Below are 18316 nucleotides of genomic sequence, written 5' to 3' on the forward strand. Positions count from 1 at the left end.
CGGGCGGAGTCCGGACCGACGACGTTCCGTCCCCCGCTGCGCGTGCGCCGACGCGCGCGCCGGGGCGACGAGCGGGCTGCGGCTGGACCACCGTCCTCGGCCGCCCGCCCCGAAGCCAGGTCCCATGCGCACCACCGCTCGCTGGTCGTCAGCACTCGCCGCCTCCGCCCTACTGCTCACCGGTACTACGGCCCTGCCCGCCCAAGCAGCGCAGAGCGCACCAGCCGCGCAGACCGCCCAAGCCGCGCGGGCAGCGCGGGCAGCGCAGGCAGCGCGGGCACCGCAGACCATGCAGGCAGCGCCCGCGACGACTGCCGCCACCGCCGGCGCTACAGCTGCCGCCCAGTGGATGGCAGGCCAGCTCGTCGACGGCGCGATCCCCGGTTTCGCGGGCCCCGACTGGGGCCTGACGATCGACACCCAGTGGGGCCTGATCGCCGCCGAGGCCGATCCAACGGTGATCGCGCAGGTGGTCAACGCCGTCCAGACCCATGTGCCCGACTACGCGGGTCCCGGCTGGTACCCCGACCCCGAGGCACGGATCGCCGGCGCCACCGCGAAGGTGCTGCTGTCCGCCGTGACCGCGGGCAAGGACGTCACCAACTTCGGCGGCCGGAACATGCGGCAGGAAACGCTGGACCTGATCGCGGGTCAGGACGCCGGCGTCGAGCAAGGCAGGCTCCGCGACAAGGCGACAGGGGGCGACGACACCAACATCTTCAGCCAGTCGCTCGCGGTGATCGGGCTGGCCCGCTCGGGCGGCGTACCGGAGTCGGCAGTGACGTACCTCCTGCGGCAACAGTGCAGCGACGGCTACTTCCGGATGTTCTACAACGACCTGAAGACCTGCGACGAAGCCGGGGGCGCCCCGGACGGCGACGGTACGGCGATGGCCGTCCAGGCGCTGATGACCGCGCAGGCCTACGGCATCGGTGGGATCGACCAGGCCATCGCCCGCGCCAGCACCTGGCTCATGTCCGTGCAGAAGCCGGACGGCTCCTTCGGCGGCGGCGTGTCCACGGAAGGCTCGAACTCCAACAGCACCGGGCTGATCGCGCAGGCACTAGTCGGCGACGGCAGGACGCAGCAGGCGGCGCGCGCGACCGCTTGGGTCGAAGGCATGCAACTGACCGCCGCGAACGCAGGCACCGGCCCGGCGGTCCCCGATATCGGCGCGATCGCCTACAACGGCGACTCGCTTGCCGACGGCATCGCCAACGGACTGGGCATCGGTGTCGACCAATGGCGCCGGTCGACTCCGCAGGCAGTGTTCGCGTTGGCGCCGATCCCCTTCGCCGACCTGGCCTGGACCGATCCGAACCCGCCGACGACACCTCCGACGGTTCCCACGCCGACCGTGACGGTCACCGCGACGGCTACGGCCACAGCAACTGCCACACGGACTGCGACGGCGACTGTGACCCAGCGCCCGACCTCGACGCCGACTGTCACCAAGCTCGTGCCGAAGCCCGGCCGCACCACCACCCGGACCTTGACGGCACCGCCGCTCCCCCGAGCAACAACGACCCGGACCAACACGGTGGTCGTCATGCCGACCGCGCCGGCTCTCCCCCGTCAGCAGCCACAGCCGACCGTGACTGTGACCCCCACACCGGTCATCCCACCGACCACGGCCCCGACGACGCCGCCCGCATCGACCCAGACCAGCAGTCCCGGCGCGGACAGCACAGCGACGTACCTGCAGACGCAACTGGTCGGCGCCAACCACCTCGAGGTCGATCGCGACGGAAAGCGCTATGTCGACTATGACGGCACCGTCGACCTCGGCCTGGCCCTGCGGCAAGCCGGGAAGCTGCCCGACACGCTCGGCAGCATCACCTCGCTGATCACCCATCCCGACTCGCTCGCGGCGTACACCCGCGGTGCGCCGTACGAGGACGACCAGGCCCGGTACGCCGGTCCGCTGGCCAAGACCGTGCTGCTGCTCGCCCTCACCACTAAAGATGCCGTTGGCAACGATCTCGCCGGGGAGCTGGCCGGCCGGATCCAGCCGGACGGGCGGATCACCGACCAGAGCAAACTCGGTGACCAGTCCAACCTGGTCAGCCAGGCGTACGGCGTACTGGCGCTGACCGCTGTCGGTCGTGGCGACGATGCGAAGAAGGCACGGGACGGGCTGCTCCGGCAGCAGTGTGGGGACGGCTCGTTCCCGGCGCAGTTCGGGCCGGCCGAGCAGAAGTGTCAGACGGGCGACATCACCAGTACTGCGCTCGCTCTCCAGGCGCTGAACGCGAAACACGGCGATGCCGACGCGGCCGCAGTACAGGTGCCGCTGAGTCGGGCGCTGAAGGCGCTGACCGATCGGCGAGACGCGGACGGCGCCTGGAGCGGTGGCTGGCAGCTGGCCGGTCAGCCGAACGTGGCTGCGACCGCGGCAGCCATTGCGGCGTTGAAGGCGGCCGGAGCTGACACTGGCGCGTCGCAGCAGCGGCTGTCGGCCGCTGCTCGGCCTGATGGCTCGTTCCCGGTCCAGCCGGGTGGGCCGAGTGATCGCGGTGCGACGGTGCCCGCCATGGTGGCATCGGCCGGTGGGTCGCTGCTGACAGTCGACCAGTCGGTGCTCGACCGGGTGGCTACAGCGCCGTTCACGTCCGACCAGAACACCAAGCAGGCGGCCGCGACAGTGGACACGGGTCTCGGCCGGTGGCCGCTGTGGATCCTGCTCGCTCTCGTACTGGTTGCGGGTGGCGCGTCGCTCGGCTGGCTCATGGCCCGTCGAAGGGTGAACCAGTGAGGGCGCGGCTGTTCGCAGTACTGCTTGCCGGCCTGGTGGTTGCCGCACCGCTGACTGCTGTTGCTACACCGCAGGTCGATCCCGGGCACGGCAAGCCCGGCTTCTGCCCGACGGACGAAGGCGTGACCGTGGTCATCGACTTCCAGGCACTGGGCGGTACGACGATCGTGCGGTGCGCTCCCGGGCCGGTAGGCCGCGGGTTCACCGGGCACTCCGCGCTGCTCGACGCAGGGATCGAACTGGACGGGACGCGACGCTGGGGTGAGGCGTTCATCTGCCGGCTGGAAGGGCGGCCGGGGGCGAACGAGGTGCTCCCGGTCAAGGGGCGCGAGAACTACAAGGAGTCCTGTATCGACACGCCTCCAGCGTCGGGATACTGGTCCTACTGGCACGCGTCGAACGGTGGGCAGTGGCAGTACAGCCAGTGGGGAGTGAAGAACAGGGAGGCGCTTCGCGGTGGGTTCGAAGGCTGGTCTTTCTCGCTGAACGCCTCGGCCGACACGAACCCGAAGCCGCGGATCACTCCCCGGCGGCCAGGCAGCGCGCCCCAACCGCAGCCGACGAAGCAGCCGTCCCAGCGCCCGACCAGCAATGACCCGGGTGAGACGCAAGGCCCGCAGCCCAGCCAGCCCAGCGCCCCCACCAACGGGCAGGACGACCCCGGCAGCACAGTCACCATCCCCGGCAACAACCAGAACCAGAGCAACACCCAACCCAGCAACAACCCGACCACCGGCCGACCGTCGACCACGGCACCCGGCGTCCTCCCCACAACCAGCAGCACCCTCCCCCCGGGTCTCCCCCGCAATCAGAGCCCCACGTCAGGTGACCCGCGAAGTCCCACTGATGACTCAGGCAGCGGCGACGTCGCCTGGTCCGGCGGCGAGGTAGCAGCCTCCAGCGACGTCCCCAAGGGCATACCGACCAGCACAGTGCTGACCGGCTTCGCAGTACTGATCCTGCTCGCCGCTGCGTTCCTCACCGCGCAGCACCGACGCCGCCCGCGCACGTGAGCGCCTACTGGCTCCCTCGCTCCCTCCACCCCGCCGCCTGGTGGTTCTGGGCGCTCGGCCTGGCCACAGCCGCCAGCCGTACGACGAACCCGCTGCTGCTCGCGCTGATCCTCGCCGTCACCACCTATGTCGTGGTGAGCCGGAGAAGCGACGCTCCCTGGGCACTCGCCTTCCGGATGTACCTGATCCTCGGCGCGTTCATCGTCACGATGCGAGTCGTCTACCGGATCATCTTCGGCGGCGGCGAAGGCGACAACATCCTCTTCACCCTGCCCGAGATCCCGCTACCCGCCTGGGCCGCCGGTATCCGGTTGTTCGGTCAGGTCACCGTGGAATCCCTGCTGGGCGGCGCTTTCGACGGCCTCCGGCTCGCCACCATGGTGATCTGCGTCGGCGCCGCCAACGCCCTCGCCAACCCCAAGCGGCTGCTGAAGTCGGTGCCGTCCGCCCTGTACGAGGTCGGCTCGGCCGTCGTCGTCGCGGTCTCCGTCTTTCCGCAGCTCGCCGAGAGCGTCGTCCGGGTCGGCCGCGCCCGCAGCTTGCGCGGCAGCACCGAGAAGGGCATCCGCACCTTCCGAGCGGTCGCGATTCCGGTACTGGAGGACGCACTCGACCGGTCGTTGCGCTTGGCAGCGGCAATGGACAGTCGGGGCTACGGCCGATCCGGTGCACTGACCGGCGGGGCTCGCGTCACCACCGGCGCTTTCCTCATCGTCGGTCTCGCCGGCATCTGCGTCGGCGTGTACGGCGTACTGGACGGCACCACCCCGCGGTACCTCGCGATGCCGATGCTCGCGGCCGGGGTGGTGATCGCCGCGGTCGGCATGATCTCGGCGGGTCGGCGCGTGCACCGGTCGAGCTACCGGCCGGATCACTGGCGGCTGGCCGAGATCGTCGCCGCCGTCTGTGGACTCGCGGCAGGCGTGTTGCTCTATCGCAGCAGCACTGTCGACCCGGCCAACCTGAACCCTTCGCTGCGCCCACTGACCTGGCCGGTGGTCGATCTGCTCCCCGCAGTGGGGGTGCTGATCGCCGTACTGCCCGCCTGGCTGGTGCCAAGACCTGCCTACGAGATGGAGGAGCAGGCCTCGTGATCCGCTTCGAGAACGTCGGTATCACCTACCCCGGCAGTACTACGCCAGTGCTCGCTGACGTGGACCTCACCATTCCCGAGGGCGAGCTCTGCCTGCTCACCGGCCGCACCGGGACCGGGAAGTCCACCTTGCTTGGCGCGATCAACGGACTGGTTCCGCACTTCACCGGCGGCCATCTGGACGGCGAGGTCACCGTCGACGGCATCCCGACCAGCAGCCGCCCACCGCGCGAGTTCGCGCATCTCGTCGGCGTGGTCGGGCAGGATCCATTGTCGGGTTTCGTCACCGATACCGTCGAGGAAGAGCTTGCCTACGGCATGGAGCAACTCGCGGTGCCGTCGGCAACGATGCGCAAGCGAGTCGAGGAAACCCTTGACCTGCTGGGCATCGCGGAGCTTCGCCGTCGACCACTGCGCACTCTTTCGGGCGGTCAGCAACAACGCGTCGCCATCGGAGCGGTCCTCACCAGCCACCCGCGCGTTCTTGTTCTGGACGAGCCCACCTCCGCCCTCGACCCCACCGCAGCCGAAGACGTGCTGGCCGCCATCACCCGCCTGGTCCACGACCTGGGCGTCACGGTGGTCGTCGCCGAACACCGGATGGAACGCGTAGTCCAGTACGCAGACCGGCTGCTCTACCTCCCGGGCGACGGCTCGGTTATCTCCGGCGACCCCGCCGAGGTACTGCGCACGTCGTCCGTCGCCCCGCCCATCGTCGAACTGGGTCGCCTCGCCGGCTGGTCGCCACTTCCCCTGTCGGTCCGCGACGCCCGCCGAGTCGCCGGTCCCCTCCGCGAACAGCTCGCTCCATTCAAACCTCCAACAACTACGTCAGATCAACTGGTGGAGAAGTCGCTCACTGCTCGCAAGATCGTGGTCCGCTACGGCGAGGTCGTGGCGGTTCGTGGTGTCGATTTCACCCTCCACAAGGGTGAGGTCACCGCGATGATGGGCCGCAACGGCTCCGGCAAGTCATCTCTGCTCTGGGCAGTCCATGGAGCCGGCCCACGCCAAGGCGGCTCGGTCGAGGTGGACGGCAAGGATCCGAAGACCCTCAAACGACGTGAGTCCCGCAAGAAGGTCGGTCTGGTCCCGCAGTCACCCAGCGACCTGCTGTACCTCGAGTCCGTCGCCGACGAATGCGCCGCCGCCGACCGCGAATCCGGCGCCACGCCAGGCACCTGCCGCACCCTGCTGGACCGAATCGTCCCCGACATCTCCGACAAGCGGCACCCCCGCGACCTGTCGGAGGGCCAACGCCTCTCACTCGTGCTCGCGATCCAACTGACAGCCGCACCCAGAATCGTCCTGCTCGACGAACCCACCCGCGGCCTCGACTACGCCGCCAAGGCTCGCCTGCGTGGGGTGATCCGCGACCTCGCCCTGCACAGTCACACGGTCGTTGTCGCCACCCACGACGTCGAGTTCGTCGCCGCCACCGCAGACCGCGTCGTTGTGATGGCCGAAGGCGAGATAGTTGCCGACGGCCCGACCGCCGAGGTGGTCAGCGCCTCCCCAGCCTTTGCTCCCCAGGTGGCCAAGATCCTTGCCCCGGCCCCCTGGCTCACAGTCGACGCAGTGCAATCAGCCCTGGAAACAAGCGAGGTCAGCGCATGAGGCGCAGCCGAGATGCAGCGGCAGCCGCCCGCCCCTCCGCTACCCGCAAGCCGGTCGCGCCGCCAGGCGCGACCGGCTTGCGGACCGGGGCGATCAAGGTTGGTCCACGCTCTGCGGTGGTCCTGGTGCTCGCCTCTGTGGCCGGCCTGATGATGTTCCTCTGGCCTCTGCTCACCAAGGTCGAGCCGGCACCGATGCAGCACGCCAGCGATGCGCCCTTCATCTTCGTGGTAATCCTGCCGGTGCTGGTGATGGTCGTCCTGGCAGAGCTGTCCGAAGGCGGACTCGACTCCAAAGCACTCGCCATCCTCGGCGTGCTGTCCGCGGTCAACGCCGCACTCAGACCGACCCTCGGCGCCGGCACCGCCGGAATCGAGTCGGTGTTCTTCCTGCTGGTGTTGGCCGGCCGGGTCTTCGGCCCAGGCTTCGGCTTCCTGCTCGGCTGTACGTCGTTGTTCGCCTCCGCGCTGCTCACCGCCGGCGTCGGACCGTGGCTGCCGTTCCAGATGATCTGCTCGGCCTGGATCGGTCTCGGCGCCGGACTGCTGCCCCGCAGGATCCGCGGCAAGGGCGAGATCGCCATGCTCGTTGCCTACGGCATCTTTGTCGCCTACGCCTTCGGCTTCCTGATGAACCTCTGGTTCTGGCCGTTCATCACGCACGCCGAGGTGCCGTACCACGACGGCGGCATCTCCTACATCGCCGGCGCCCCGGTGCTCGACAACCTGCACCGGTTCGCGGTCTTCACTCTGCTCACCTCCACCGGCGGCTGGGACACCGGCCGGGCGATCACCAACACGGTGGCGATCCTGCTGCTCGGCCCCGCGGTACTGGCCACCCTCCGCCGGACCGCCCATCGCGCGTCGTTCGGTGTCAAGGGCACGTTCGGCCCCAGACCCCGTGAGGCGCATCACCGCACCGAGTAGGCAACCGGTGCTATAAAGGCCGGGACAGGTGAGCAGGCGCTATCAGGAAGGGGACCGTCTCATGCGACTCGCTGGTTCCCTCAAGCCGCTCACTCTGCTTCCCCCCGGCTAAGGCCCTCACGTCAGCCCATCGACCCGCTTCGCGGTCGGTGGGCTTCTGCGCGTCCCCCGATCTCCGGCCACTCCGCGAAGGAGCATTCATGACCGAGAAATTCCGCGTCACCTACGCCACTCTGACCGCCGACAACGAAGACCTGCACGCGGCCTACGACAAGGGTCTCGACGAGGCCCGTAGTTGGCTGGGCGCGACCCTCACCCCGACCATCGACGGCGTCGCCCGTCCCGGTGGCGACGCGTTCGAGGTGACCAGCCCCGGCGACCCCTCATTGCTGCTCTGCACCGTCAAGAGCGCGGCCGCCGCCGACGTCGACGACGCTGTCGCCGCGGCCAAACGCGCCGCGACCAGCTGGGCCGCAACCCCTTGGCAGCAACGGATCTCCGTACTGCGCAAGGCCGCCGACCTGATCAGCGAACGCTCCAACGAGCTCGCCGCGCTGATGAGCCTGGAGGTCGGCAAGAACCGGCTGGAGGCCCTCGGCGACGTCGAGGAGTCCGCCGACCTGATCCGCTACTACTGCCGTCAGGTCGAGGACAACAACGGCTTCGTCCGCCCGATGGAGCAGCTCTCCGACGCCGAGCAGACCACCAGCGTGCTCCGCCCGTACGGCGTCTGGGGCGTGATCAGCCCGTTCAACTTCCCGATGGCGCTGGCCGCCGGCCCCGCCGGTGGAGCGCTCGTCGCCGGCAACACGGTCGTCCTCAAGCCCAGCCCGCAGGGATCCTTCACCGCCGCCAAGCTGGCCGAATGCCTCGGTGACGCCGGGCTGCCGGCCGGCGTCTTCAACGTCCTGCCGGGTGGTGACGTGGTCGGCGGGCTGCTGGTCGCGCATCCGGACGTGGCCGGGCTGACCTTCACCGGCTCGTACCAGGTCGGCATGTCGATCTACCGCAGCTTCGCCACGTCGTACCCGAAGCCGGTGGTCTGCGAGATGGGCGGCAAGAACGCCGCCATCGTGTCGGCGCAGGCCGATCTCGACCTCGCCGCGGCCGGGATCGCCCGCTCCGCCTTCGGTTTCTCCGGCCAGAAGTGCTCGGCCTGCTCCCGGGTCTACGTGCAGCGCGAGGTCTTCGAACCCTTCGTCGCCGCCCTGGCAGAGAAGGCGAAGTCGGTGGTGGTCGGTGATCCGACCGCCCGCGACACCTTCGTCGGCCCGGTGATCGACCCCGCCGCCGTCCAGCGGTTCCTGGCCGCCGTCGCGCACACCCGCGAGCACGGCCAGATCGTGGCCGGTGGCAACGTGATCGACGGCAACTACGTCCAGCCGACCGTCGTCACCGGTCTCCCCGCGGACGACCGGCTGCTGCGCGACGAGTTGTTCGTCCCGTTCGTCGCCGTCGTCCCGGTCGACTCGCTCGACGAGGCGCTCACCCTCGCCAACGACACCGACCTCGGGCTGACCGCGGGTTTCTTCTCCGCCGACGACGCCGAGGTCGACCAGTTCCTCGACCGGATCGAAGCCGGCGTCGTCTACGTGAACCGAGCCGCCGGCGCGACCACCGGCGCCTGGCCCGGGGTCCAGCCGTTCGGCGGCTGGAAGGGCTCCGGCACCTCCGGCAAGGCCGGTGGCGGCCTGTACTACGTCCAGCAGTTCCTCCGCGAACAGTCCCGAACGGTGGTAACCCGATGACCGCGACGATCTCTCCGGGCAAGTCTGTCCAAGTACGCCCCGACTGGCTGGCCGACCGACCGCTCCCCGACGTCCGCACCGCCCTGCCCGGCCCGCTCTCCGCCGCGATCGTCGAGCGCGACCTCGCCATCACCAGCCGTTCTCTCCCGCGCGCCTACCCGCTGGTCCCCCAGCGCGGCCACGGCCTGGCGATCGAGGATGCCGACGGCAACCTCTTCCTCGACTTCAACGCCGGCATCGCGGTCAACTCCACCGGCCACTGCCACCCGCGCGTCGTCGAGGCCGTCAAGCAGCAGACCGAGACCCTCCTGCACTACTCGGCCAGCGACTTCTACCTGCCGATCTACTCGGAGATGTGCTCGGCACTCGCCGCGACCGCACCGATGAGCGACCCGGTCCGGGTGTTCCTCAGCAACTCCGGCGCCGAGGCTGTCGAAGGAGCGCTCAAGCTCGCCCGGTACTCGACCGGCCGCCCGTACGTGATCAGCTTCTTCGGCGCCTTCCATGGCCGCAGCATGGGAGCGGTCACCCTGACCGCCTCGAAGGCGAAGTACCACAAGGGTTTCGGTCCGTTGCTGCCCGGCGTGCTGCACGCGCCGTACGCGTTCAACGGCCGCGACCCGATCACGGGTGCGCCGGTCCACGACGAGGACGCGACCTTCGACTACCTGGAGAACACCCTCTTCCGCTACCAGGTCTCCCCCAGCGAGGTGGCGGCGATCTTCGTCGAGCCGATCCAGGGTGAGGGCGGGTACCTGGTGCCGCCGGCCGGCTGGATGACCCGGCTGCGCGAGCTGTGCGACCGGCACGGCATCCTGCTGGTCGCCGACGAGGTCCAGTCCGGCGCGGGACGCACCGGCAAGATGTGGGCGATCGAACACCAGGACGTCGAGCCGGATGTCCTGATCAGCGCCAAGGGTCTCGCCTCCGGCTTGCCGCTGGGCGCGTTCATGGCCCGGGCAGAGCTGATGGAGAGCTGGCCGGCCGGCGCCCACGGTTCGACGTACGGCGGTAGCCCGATCCCGTGCGCGGCCGGGCTGGCGACTCTCGAGGTGATCCAGGAGGAAGGGCTGCTCGCCAACGCTGACACCATCGGCAAGCAGTTGATGACCGGCCTGCGTGAGCTGCAGCAGAAGTTCCCCGAGCAGATCGTCGACGTCCGCGGTCTCGGCCTGATGATCGGCGTCGAGTTCCGTACCGCGGAGCAGGCGGCCGAGGTCCAGCAGCGTGCGTTCGAGCGTGGCCTGTTGGTGCTCGAGTGCGGCGAGAGCTCGATCCGGATGTCGCCGCCGCTGGTGGTGTCGGCGGCCGAGGCGCAGACCGCGCTGGAGCTGTTCGGCGCCGCGGTCGCCGGATGACCGTGTTCTCTCGGGCCCCGGGCAACGACCTTCCGGTTGTTGCACGGGGCTCCGGCGCACTGCTGTTCGACACCACCGGCCGCCGGTACCTCGACGGCTCGGGCGGCGCGATCGTGGTCGGCATCGGGCACGGCGTCGAGGAGGTCGGAGAGGCGATCGCCCAGCAGTCCAAGCTGGTCTCCTATGCGCACGGCACCGCCTTCGCCTCCGCCGCGCTGGAGAACTACGCCGCCGCACTGGCTCCCCTGCTACCCGTCGACGATCCGCACATCTATCCGGTGTCCGGCGGCAGCGAAGCGGTCGAGACCGCGCTGAAGATGGCACGCGCCTACCACCTGGCCCGGGGTGAGGATCGGTCTGTGGTGATCGGCCGACAGGGCGCGTATCACGGCAACACTCGGGGCGCGCTAGACGTTTCCGGGCGGCCCGGGCTGCGGGCGCCGTATCTTCCGTGGCTGGGATCCGCGCGGCACACCACGACGCCGTACGAGTATCGGTGCGAGTTCCCGACGCACCCCGAAGGCTGTGGCCAGCAGCATGCGGAGAAGCTCGAAGCGCTGATCCTTGCCGAGGGCCCGGAAAATGTCGCGGCCTTCATTGCCGAGCCGATCTCGGGTGCAGCGCTCGGTGCCTGCGTGCCGCCCGACGACTACTGGCCCGCGATCACCGGGGTCTGCCGCCGGTACGGCGTACTGGTGATCGCCGACGAGGTGATGACCGGCTTCGGGCGGACCGGGAAGTGGTTCGCCTGTGAGCATTGGGAGGTGCGGCCGGACATCCTGGTCGCCGCCAAGGGCGCGGCGTCGGGTTACTGGCCACTCGGCTTCGCTGCTTGCAGTGGCGAGGTGCACGAGAAGATCGCCGGTTTCACCCATGGCTTCACCTACTCGCACCACGTCGTTGGCGCGGCGGCCGGGCACGCAGTACTGAAGGTGCTGCAGAAGCGCGACCTGATCGCAGCCTCAGCCAGACAAGGTGCAGCCCTCAAGTCGGCACTCGAAGCAGAGCTGGGCGATCACCCGGCCGTCGGCGACATCCGCGGTCTCGGGCTGCTCTGCGCGGTCGAACTCGTCGCCGACCGACCAACCCGTACGCCGTACGCACGGGCCGATCGCGTCGCCGAGCGAATAGTCGCTGCAGGCAAAGAAGCAGGTGTGCTGCTCTACCACTCCACCGGCTGTGCCGATGGCGTCTCCGGCGACCTCGTCCTGCTCGGGCCACCGCTGGTGATCACCGACGCTCAGGTCGCGGAGCTTGCTGAGCGCACGGCGATCGCAGTACGGCAGGTGACCTAGGGGCGGACCGGCGCCACCCGCGGCGGCGGGTTGGTGGTCGGGCCCGCGTTCTGGGAGAAGGACCAGCCCTCGAAGCTGCCGAGCGGAGGCTTGCGGGCGGAGGCGCCGGACTGGCTGTAGGTCCAGCTGCCGCCGTTCGGCGCGTGCCAGTACGACCAGTACGCGCTGGCCGGCGGCGTGTTGACGCACGGCTCGGTGGCCGCGGTCGGTTTGCCGTTGATCCGGCAGATGAAGGCCTTGCCCCACCGGTTGGTGCCGGTGACGACGAACCCGGCGTTCTCCAGCGCGGCCAGCCCCGTGGTCTGATCGCCCGGCGCACAACGGATCTCGGTCGCCCCGCCGAGGCCCTGGTAGTCGACGATCACGGTCACGCCGTTGGCGTTCGGGCAGTACCCCGCGCTGCCCAACCGGGTGACGGCCGCCTCCGCCGGTGCGTCCTCGACCGTGGCCGGCACCAGTGCGACGGCGAGCGCCGCCACCGTGGCCAACCCCGCCAGTATTCGCCGAACCTTCATCGGGCCCCACCCTTCTCACCGATCGACTGAGTGCCTAACTTATGCAAAAACTGTGCAGCCCGCATCTCGAGAGCAACTCCAGCGGGTACTGTGGTGATCGCAGTTGGTTCGTCCTGCCCGCCAGGTAGGACGTCGTAAGAGGGAACCCGGTGTGATTCCGGGACTGCCCCGCAGCGGTGAGTGGGAACGACCGCCGTCATCAGCACTGGGTCCTTGCGGACCTGGGAAGCGACGGCCACTAGGTGTCTGGCAACAGACGTGCCCGCGAGTCCGAAGACCTGCCACTGCCCATGGACGCTCAGCGTTCGTGGTCGACCTCGGTGACCTCGTGGGAAGGTCGCGGCGCGCATGTGACCATTCGACGGTCCGTGTCTGCTGTTCCCCTTCCGCGAGTCGCCTGGTCCGACGAGACGCCTCACGAAGGAGAGACGCTTGACCAGCAAGTCCGCAGCCGCGGCAGCACGGGCCACCGTGTACGGCTACCCCCGGCAAGGTCCCAACCGTGAACTGAAGAAGGCCATCGAGGGCTACTGGAAGGGCAGCGTCAGCGCGGACGCCCTCCGGCAGACCGCGAAGGACCTGCGCGTGGCCAATTGGCGGCGACTCGCCGCCGACGGCATCGACGAGGTCCCCACCGGCGACTTCTCGTACTACGACCACGTGCTCGACACCACCGCCCTGGTCGGCGCGATCCCCGAGCGGCACCGCTCGGCCGTCGCCGCCGACCCACTGGACGGCTACTTCGCAATGGCCCGCGGCACCCAAGAGGTGGCGCCGCTGGAGATGACGAAGTGGTTCGACACGAACTACCACTACCTGGTCCCGGAGCTCGGCCCGGACACCGTCTTCACGGCCGACTCCACCAAGCAGGTCACCGAGCTGCAGGAAGCCGTCGCGCTCGGCCTCGCTGCCCGCCCGGTCCTCGTCGGCCCGGTCACCTATCTCCTGCTGGCCAAGCCCGCTCCGGGCGTCGCCGACAGCTTCGAGCCGCTCTCACTGCTCGACCAACTCCTCCCCGTGTACGCCGAGGTGCTGGCCGACCTGCGGGCCGCCGGCGCCGAGTGGGTGCAACTGGACGAGCCCGCGCTCATCCAGGACCGCACGACCGACGAACTGGACGCCACAGCGCGTGCCTACGCGACGCTCGGCAACCTCACCGATCGCCCGAAGCTCCTCATCGCCTCGTACTTCGACCGCCTCGGCGAAGCCCTCCCCGTCCTGGCGAAGGCTCCGGTCGAAGGTCTCGCGATCGACTTCACCGGACCCGCCGAGGCCAACCTCGACGCACTGGCCTCGGTCGGCGGGCTGCGCGGCAAGCGGCTGGTCGCGGGTGTCGTCAACGGCCGCAACATCTGGATCAACAATCTGTCCAAGTCGCTCTCCACGCTGGCCACCCTGTTGGGGCTGGCCGATCGGGTCGACGTCAGCTCGTCCAGCTCGTTGCTGCACGTGCCGCTGGACGTCGCCGCCGAGACGGATCTCGATCCGGAAGTCCTGCCCTGGCTGGCTTTCGCGCGCCAGAAGACGGCCGAGATCGTCACCCTGACTCGCGGCATCACCGAGGGCACCGAGGCGATCGCGACCGAGCTCGCCGCCAACCGCGCGGCGCACGACGCGCGAGCCGGGTCGGCGCTGACCAACCGCAGTGAGGTCCGCGACCGGCTGACCGGCGTGACCGCGGCGGACAGTCGCCGCGCGACGCCGTACGGGGAACGGAGTGTGGCCCAGCGAGCGCGCCTGGGACTGCCCTTGCTGCCGACCACCACGGTCGGGTCGTTCCCGCAGACCAACGAGCTGCGCACCGCGCGGGCCGAGCTGCGGGCCGAGCGGATCGGCGTCCCGGAGTACGACGAGCGGATCCAGGCGGAGATCCGGGAGGTGCTCGCCTTCCAGGAGAAGGCCGGGCTGGACGTGCTCGTGCACGGCGAACCCGAGCGCAACGACATGGTCCAGTACTTCGCGGAGCAGCTGGACGGGTATCTCGCAACGCAACACGGCTGGGTCCAGTCGTACGGCACCCGGTACGTGCGGCCGCCGGTGCTCGCGGGAGACATCTCGCGACCGGAGCCGATGACCGTGCGCTGGTGGCAGTACGCGCAGTCGCAGACCGATCGGCCGGTGAAGGGCATGCTGACCGGGCCGGTGACGATGCTCGCCTGGTCGTTCGTCCGCGACGACCAGCCGCGCAGCGACACGGCTCGCCAGGTCGCGCTCGCGCTGCGCGACGAGGTCAACGACCTGGAGGCGGCCGGCGCCGCGGTGATCCAGGTGGACGAGCCGGCCCTCCGGGAGACCCTGCCGCTGCGGCAGGCCGATCGCGCGGCGTACCTGGCCTGGGGCACCGAGGTGTTCCGGCTGAGCACCAGTGGCGTGCGGGCGGACACCCAGATCCATACGCACATGTGTTACGTCGAGTTCGGCGACATCCTGAACGCGCTGGACGAGATGGACGCCGACGTGGCCAGCCTGGAGGCAGCCCGGTCGCATATGCAGGTCGCGCATGAGCTGAGCGATGCCGGCTATCCCCGCGAGGTCGGACCGGGTGTCTACGACATCCACTCGCCGCGCGTGCCCGGCACACCCGAGATCGTGTCGCTGCTGCAGAAGGGCCTGGCCGCGATCCCGGCCGAGCGGCTGTGGGTCAACCCCGACTGCGGGCTGAAGACGCGGGGCTGGGCGGAGGTTCGCGACTCCTTGCAGAACCTGGTGGCCGCGGCGCGCGCGGTACGGGACGAACTGCCGTCCTGACCCCTCTGACCGACCGGGACCAGCCTTTGTCGGAAGGCTGGTCCCGGTCTTCTGGTCTCAGCAGATTGACCGAATGTCGGACAATCTGCACCTCGGCCTCCTCAGCAGCGCGGTCGCCCCCTAAGCTCGGCCAGGTCCGAGCTCCGTGACCGAAAGGCTGACCTGTGACTGACCCGATCGTGCTCGAAGAGACCTATGGCGCGCACAATTACCACCCGCTGCCGGTTACGGTGGCGGCGGCGGAAGGCGTCTGGGTCACCGACACCTCGGAGCGGCGGTACCTGGACTGCCTGGCCGGCTACTCCGCGCTGAACTTCGGCCACCGGCACCCGGCGCTGATCGCCGCCGCCACTGAGCAGCTCGGCCGGGTCACGCTGACCAGCCGAGCCTTCCACCACGACCAGCTCGGCCCGTTCTGCGCCGAGCTCGCCGCGCTGTCCGGCAAGGACGCGGTGCTGCCGATGAACTCCGGCGCCGAGGCGGTCGAGACGGCGCTCAAGCTGGCCCGCCGCTGGGGCTACCTGGTCAAGGGCGTGCCGGACGGCGAAGCCACCATCATCGTTGCTGACGGCAACTTCCATGGCCGGACCATCAGCATCATCAGCTTCTCCGGCGACACCGAGGCCCACGACAACTACGGCCCGTACACGCCCGGCTTCCGCTCCGTCCCGTACGGCGACGCCGCCGCGCTGGAGGCCGCGATCGACGAGACCACGGTCGCCGTCCTGATCGAGCCGGTGCAGGGTGAGGCCGGTGTGGTCGTCCCGCCGGCCGGCTACCTGGCCGCGGTCCGCGAGGTCTGCACCAGGAACCAGGTGCTGATGATGGCCGACGAGATCCAGTCCGGTCTCGGCCGGGCCGGCGCCACCTTCGCGAGCTCGCGGGCGGGCGTCGTACCGGATGTCTATGTCCTCGGCAAGGCGCTCGGCGGCGGCATCATGCCGCTGTCGGCCGTCGTCACCGACCGTGCGGTGATGGATGTCATCACCCCCGGCACGCACGGCAGCACCTTCGGCGGGAACCCGCTGGCGGTGGCGATCGGGCGGGCCGTCATCAAGCTGCTCGAGCCGGGTGACCTGCAGGAGCACGCGCTCGCGATGGAGCAGGAGCTGCGCGACCGGTTGGAGCCTCTGCAGGCTCACGGCCTCGCCGGGCTGCGGGTGCACGGTCTGTGGGCCGGGCTGGATCTCGACCCGGCGCTCGGGAGCGGCCGTGCGCTGTGCGAGCAACTCGCGGAGCACGGCGTACTGGCGAAGGACACGCACGGCTCGACCATCCGGCTGTCTCCGCCGCTGGTGATCACCACCGACGATCTCGACTGGATGACCGAGCGGCTGACCCTGTCGCTCAAGGCCCTCGCGGGCTGAGATCCTGGGCAGATGATCGAGGTACGCCGCGCGACCGCGGCCGACGGTGAAGCAATCGGCATCGTGCATGCCGCCTCCTGGGAGGCGGCGTACGCGCCGTTCTTCGATACCGAGTTCGCGGCCGGCCAGATCAGCTCACGACTGGACCGCTGGCACGACCGGATCGCCGACCCCGAAGGGCTGGTGCTGGTCGCCAAGGTGGACGGTCGCGCGCTGGCCTTCTCCTGGAGCATGCCTACCGCCGAGAGCGAGGCGGAGCTCTACAGCTTCTACGGTCATCCGGACGGCTGGGGCACCGGCGTCGCGGCGGCCCTGATGACCGGGACCCTGGAGGCATTGCGGGCCCAAGGCATCGATCGCGTTCACCTGTGGACGTTGCGCGACACCCCGCAGTCCCGCCGGTTCTACAGCAAGTCAGGCTTCACCGAGACGGGTGCCACCACCGAACGGGACTTCGGTGATGGCACCCCACTCGCTCAGGTCGAGTACGAGCTGCGCCTCAGCTAGGCAGCGTCCACTGCTGCCAGGGGTTGGTGTTGGCGTCCCAGATCTGCAGGCGGGTGCCGTTGCTCGTGTTGCCACCAGGTACGTCGAGGTTGCGGCCTGACTGCGGATTGCGGAGCTGGTTGCCGGATTGCTGCCACTGCTGGGCGCCGCTGCCGTTGCAGTCCCAGAGTTGAAGCTTCGTGCCGTTCGTTGTTCCGCCACTGGTGACGTCGAGGCATTTGCCCAAGGCACGGATTGTGTTGTCGGTGCCGATGGTCCAGCGTTGGGCGGTGCCTCCGTTGCAGTCCCAGAGCTGGACGGCGGTGCCGTTGGTGGTGCTGGCTCCGGCGACGTCGACACACTTGCCGCCGACTCCGGTGATCTGGCCGGTCCTTGGCTGCGGGTTGGTGCCGCCGCTGATGACGACCTCGCCCTGGTTCAGCACTCGGGGCAGGGCGTACGCAGTACGGATCTCGGCGTCGGTGTTGCTGCCGCGGAGTTGTTCCGACCAGAGCATGAAGTAGGACCAGCGTGGCTGGCTGCTGAGCAGGGAGGCTGTCGGGACCTTGCCCATCTCGGCGAGCGCGATCGGCTTGGTGCCGGCGATGTTCTGCAGTTGCTGGTAGTCGCTCGTGCTGGGGAGTCCCTTGTACCAGACGTCGAGCGAGACCACGTCGACGTAGTTGGCGCCCGGGTAGTAGTTCGCCCAGCCGCCGGCCGGGTTGTCCTGCACGTTCCAGACCCAGATCAGGTTGTCCAGGCCCTGGCTGTCGAAGTAGTCCTTCATCTGCTGGTAGATCTTGGCGCCGCCGTTCGCGCCCGGCTGGTTGCCCCACCAGTTCCAGCTCTCGTTCATCTCGTGGAACGGCCGCCACAGCACCGGCACACCGGCGTCCTTGAGCTGGCGCAGGTAGGGAACGACCTCCGCCATCCGGCTGCGCCAGACATTGTTCAGGTTGGTGCCGCCGGTGACGATCTCCTGGAACTGGCCGGCGCCGAGCTGCTTCTTCACCCCGCCCTCGAACTCACAGGTGCGGGCCACGGTCGGCGCGCAGGCATGCCAGGTCAGGGCGACCAGGGACCCGTTGGCCCACTCGGTCTTGGCCTGGTCGATCACGCGCTGCCGGTTGTTGACGTCGTCGGCGCGGAACATCATGTCGCCACCCCACAGCCCGGGGTACAGGCCGGTGACGTCCTTCACCTGCTGCGTGTACTGCGACGGCAGGGCGGCCGGTTCCTTGTTGTGCTGGCCGGACACGATGCCCTGGCCGGCGGTCGACCTCAGGTAGTTGATGACGTTCTGTTTGGGTGTGGCCGGAAAGGCCTGGGCCTGGGGTGCGGGCACGAGCGCCAGCACGGCCAGGGCGGCGATGACTTTGGGGCGGAAGTACACCT

At 69.4% G+C, this 18316-nt stretch carries 13 protein-coding genes and 1 riboswitch; of the genes, 11 read left to right on the plus strand and 2 right to left on the minus strand.

Features of this window, described 5'->3' with window-relative positions:
* Positions 1-124: 124 nt before the first annotated feature.
* The 8 genes from AB0P21_RS10485 (at position 125) to AB0P21_RS10520 (ending at position 11805) form a co-directional block, all read left to right on the plus strand.
* Positions 125-2755: a prenyltransferase/squalene oxidase repeat-containing protein gene (locus AB0P21_RS10485; protein ID WP_363695457.1), complete on the plus strand. Its 2631-nt coding sequence runs from the start codon at positions 125-127 to the stop codon at positions 2753-2755.
* Entirely contained in the window at positions 2752-3768 is a 1017-nt protein-coding gene (locus AB0P21_RS10490) for a hypothetical protein (protein ID WP_363695459.1), read from the plus strand. The genes AB0P21_RS10485 and AB0P21_RS10490 overlap by 4 nt, the downstream gene beginning before the upstream one ends.
* Complete coding sequence (locus tag AB0P21_RS10495; protein WP_363695460.1) at positions 3765-4862, plus strand: energy-coupling factor transporter transmembrane component T; 1098 nt, start codon at positions 3765-3767, stop codon at positions 4860-4862. Before AB0P21_RS10490 ends, AB0P21_RS10495 begins: the two co-directional genes overlap by 4 nt.
* Positions 4859-6478, plus strand: a complete 1620-nt coding sequence (locus tag AB0P21_RS10500; protein ID WP_363695461.1) for an ATP-binding cassette domain-containing protein — start codon at positions 4859-4861, stop codon at positions 6476-6478. The genes AB0P21_RS10495 and AB0P21_RS10500 overlap by 4 nt, the downstream gene beginning before the upstream one ends.
* A complete protein-coding gene (locus tag AB0P21_RS10505; protein ID WP_363695463.1) occupies positions 6475-7404 on the plus strand; it encodes an ECF transporter S component in 930 nt (309 codons plus the stop codon). The genes AB0P21_RS10500 and AB0P21_RS10505 overlap by 4 nt, the downstream gene beginning before the upstream one ends.
* Before the next feature lie 200 nt (positions 7405-7604).
* Positions 7605-9152, plus strand: a complete 1548-nt coding sequence (locus tag AB0P21_RS10510) for an aldehyde dehydrogenase family protein (protein ID WP_363695464.1) — start codon at positions 7605-7607, stop codon at positions 9150-9152.
* Positions 9149-10510, plus strand: a complete 1362-nt coding sequence (locus AB0P21_RS10515; protein ID WP_363695466.1) for an aminotransferase class III-fold pyridoxal phosphate-dependent enzyme — start codon at positions 9149-9151, stop codon at positions 10508-10510. Before AB0P21_RS10510 ends, AB0P21_RS10515 begins: the two co-directional genes overlap by 4 nt.
* Complete coding sequence (locus AB0P21_RS10520; RefSeq protein WP_363695467.1) at positions 10507-11805, plus strand: aspartate aminotransferase family protein; 1299 nt, start codon at positions 10507-10509, stop codon at positions 11803-11805. Before AB0P21_RS10515 ends, AB0P21_RS10520 begins: the two co-directional genes overlap by 4 nt.
* Here AB0P21_RS10520 and AB0P21_RS10525 read toward each other — a convergent pair.
* Positions 11802-12320 (minus strand): hypothetical protein, encoded by a 519-nt coding sequence (locus AB0P21_RS10525; protein WP_363695469.1) that lies wholly within the window; start codon positions 12318-12320, stop codon positions 11802-11804. The two genes, AB0P21_RS10520 and AB0P21_RS10525, sit on opposite strands and share 4 nt — an antisense overlap.
* 87 nt (positions 12321-12407) lie before the next feature.
* Positions 12408-12621: riboswitch (cobalamin riboswitch) on the plus strand.
* A gap of 131 nt (positions 12622-12752) precedes the next feature.
* Between AB0P21_RS10525 and metE the strand changes: the two genes are divergently transcribed.
* From metE to AB0P21_RS10540, 3 genes are all read left to right on the plus strand, one after another.
* The gene (metE, locus tag AB0P21_RS10530) at positions 12753-15068 is read left to right on the plus strand and encodes a 5-methyltetrahydropteroyltriglutamate--homocysteine S-methyltransferase (RefSeq protein WP_363695470.1); all 2316 of its coding nucleotides are present in this window, start codon (positions 12753-12755) and stop codon (positions 15066-15068) included.
* A 164-nt stretch (positions 15069-15232) separates the two neighbouring features.
* Complete coding sequence (gene rocD / locus AB0P21_RS10535; protein WP_363695471.1) at positions 15233-16435, plus strand: ornithine--oxo-acid transaminase; 1203 nt, start codon at positions 15233-15235, stop codon at positions 16433-16435.
* Positions 16436-16447: 12 nt separating this feature from the next.
* Entirely contained in the window at positions 16448-16942 is a 495-nt protein-coding gene (locus AB0P21_RS10540; protein ID WP_363695473.1) for a GNAT family N-acetyltransferase, read from the plus strand.
* Here AB0P21_RS10540 and AB0P21_RS10545 read toward each other — a convergent pair.
* Positions 16935-18314 (minus strand): glycosyl hydrolase, encoded by a 1380-nt coding sequence (locus tag AB0P21_RS10545; RefSeq protein WP_363695475.1) that lies wholly within the window; start codon positions 18312-18314, stop codon positions 16935-16937. The genes AB0P21_RS10540 and AB0P21_RS10545 overlap by 8 nt on opposite strands.
* Positions 18315-18316: the final 2 nt, after the last annotated feature.

The organism is Kribbella sp. NPDC056861, from assembly GCF_040687575.1.
GTDB lineage: Bacteria > Actinomycetota > Actinomycetes > Propionibacteriales > Kribbellaceae > Kribbella.